Raw genomic sequence first — 1,890 nt, 5'->3', positions numbered from 1 at the left:
GTGGCCGGTTGACGGCACCGTGGACGGTGATCCCCGCTGCGTCGTCGGCTGGGGCCAGTCCGGCCATCGCTGCCTCGACCCGCGCCTTCTCGTCGGACGATTCGACCCGGACATCGACCTTGATCCGCGCTTCGGCCGGGACGACGTTGTCGGTCGTGCCGGCGGTCGCCACGGTCGGCGTGACGGTGGTCCCCACATGGGGGCGACCGATCCGGCTGATCGCCAACACCTGATGGGCCGCCTCGATCAAGGCGTTGACGCCGTTCTCCGGCTCGAGTCCCGCATGCGCCGCACGTCCCGTGACCACGACTTCGAACGTTCCACATCCCTTGCGTCCGGTCTTCAGCCCCCCGCCGTCCGCCGAGGGTTCGAGGACGAGCACGTTCCCGCAGGCGAGCGCTCGCTCCTCGATCAACTCGCGTGAGTGCACCGAACCGACCTCTTCGTCCGCGCTGAACAGCACCTCGACGCCCGAGAGGTCATCGAGTCGACTCATTCCGTGCAGTGCCTGCACGATTCCCCCGAGCATGTCGAACACACCGGGTCCGGTCGCCACCCCGTCGGTTACGTCGAACGGCCGCTGCGCGAGGGTGCCCATCGGGAAGACCGTGTCGTGGTGGCCGAGGATCAGGACGCGTGGATCGCCACCGCCGGACCAGTGAACGTGCGGGCCGGCCGGGCTGTCGATCAACCGACATGCACCTCCGAGATGTCGCTCGATCATCGACGCGACGGCACGCGCCGAATCGGCGAGGGCCTCGAGGTCGAGCGACGGAGACTCGATGTTCACCAAGGTTGCAAGATCATCCACCATCGGTTCGAGATCGAACGAGGCTGCTTCGACGAGTTGAGACACGATCCCGATCGTAGAGCCACGCCGCGCGATCCGGGGATTGCCAGCACCACCCGTTGTCGCAGTCTGGATGCGAGACTGGGCACGTGTCTGCGGGGGATCATCGTCGGGAGTTGGCCGACTTCCTGCGCGCCCGGCGCGAGTCGATCCGTCCGGATCAGGTCGGTCTCCCGGCCGGTCGTGGTCGACGGACGCCCGGGCTGCGCCGCGAGGAGGTCGCGCTCCTCGCCGGGGTGTCGGTCACCTGGTACACGTGGCTCGAACAGGGCCGACGGATCAACGCGTCCGACGATGTGCTCCTCGCGATCGGCCGGGCGCTGCGCCTCGACGAGGCCGGCCAATCCCACCTCCTCGCGCTGACCGACCCCGGGACGGCCGTGGTCGAGGCACCCCAGGAAGCTCCCAGCGCCCTCGTCCGACTTCTCGACGCGCTGATGCCCGCTCCCGCGTACGTCCTCGGTCCACATTGGGAGTTCGTTGCCTGGAACGACGCGCAGGAGCGTCTCTATCCGCGTCTTGCCGAGCTCGAGGCTCCTCGGTGCAATCTGCTCTGGGTGCTGTTCGCCGATCCGTCGACCCGCGACCTGATCATCGACTGGGACATCCACGCCCGCCAGGCGCTCGCAGAGTTCCGGGCCGCCACGTCGGCGCTCCGCCACGACGCCGCGATGGTCGAGTTGGTCGAACTGCTTCGCGTCGAGAGCGAGGCGTTCGACGAATGGTGGCCGGAACACGACGTGTCCGACTTCGAGACCCGACTGCGCCGTTTCGCGCACCCCTCGGCCGGTGAGTTGACGTTCGAGTATCAGCAGCTGTCACCCGCCGAGTGGCCGTCCCTGCGCGTCGTCGCACAACTCCCCGTCCCCGGTGACGACTCCGCACAGCGCCTCTCCGTCCGCCACTACCTCGTCTGAATGAGCGTCGGTGCCAGGCACCGACGCGCGCATTTTCAGGGCCAGTCGATGTCGAGCTCGGACCGCCAGGGCGGATCGGCGCCGCGGCGGGTGACGACGACGCCGGCAGCGGCGTGTGCCACC

At 68.5% G+C, this 1,890-nt stretch carries 2 protein-coding genes; one reads left to right on the top strand and one right to left on the bottom strand.

Annotated features, from left to right (window positions below; genetic code table 11):
• Positions 1–814: M20/M25/M40 family metallo-hydrolase (locus WBV89_RS20345; RefSeq protein ID WP_423983153.1), on the bottom strand; the 814-nt coding region annotated here is incomplete at its 3' end.
• A 125-nt stretch (positions 815–939) separates the two neighbouring features.
• Here WBV89_RS20345 and WBV89_RS20340 point away from each other — a divergent pair.
• Positions 940–1,767 (top strand): helix-turn-helix domain-containing protein, encoded by an 828-nt coding sequence (locus WBV89_RS20340; RefSeq protein ID WP_423983152.1) that lies wholly within the window; start codon positions 940–942, stop codon positions 1,765–1,767.
• The last annotated feature ends 123 nt before the right edge of the window (positions 1,768–1,890 follow it).

The sequence above is a fragment of the Ilumatobacter sp. genome, from assembly GCF_049588435.1.
Lineage (GTDB): Bacteria > Actinomycetota > Acidimicrobiia > Acidimicrobiales > Ilumatobacteraceae > Ilumatobacter_A.
Note: the sequence above shows the minus strand (reverse complement) of the source record. Positions and strands in the feature narration are given on the sequence as shown.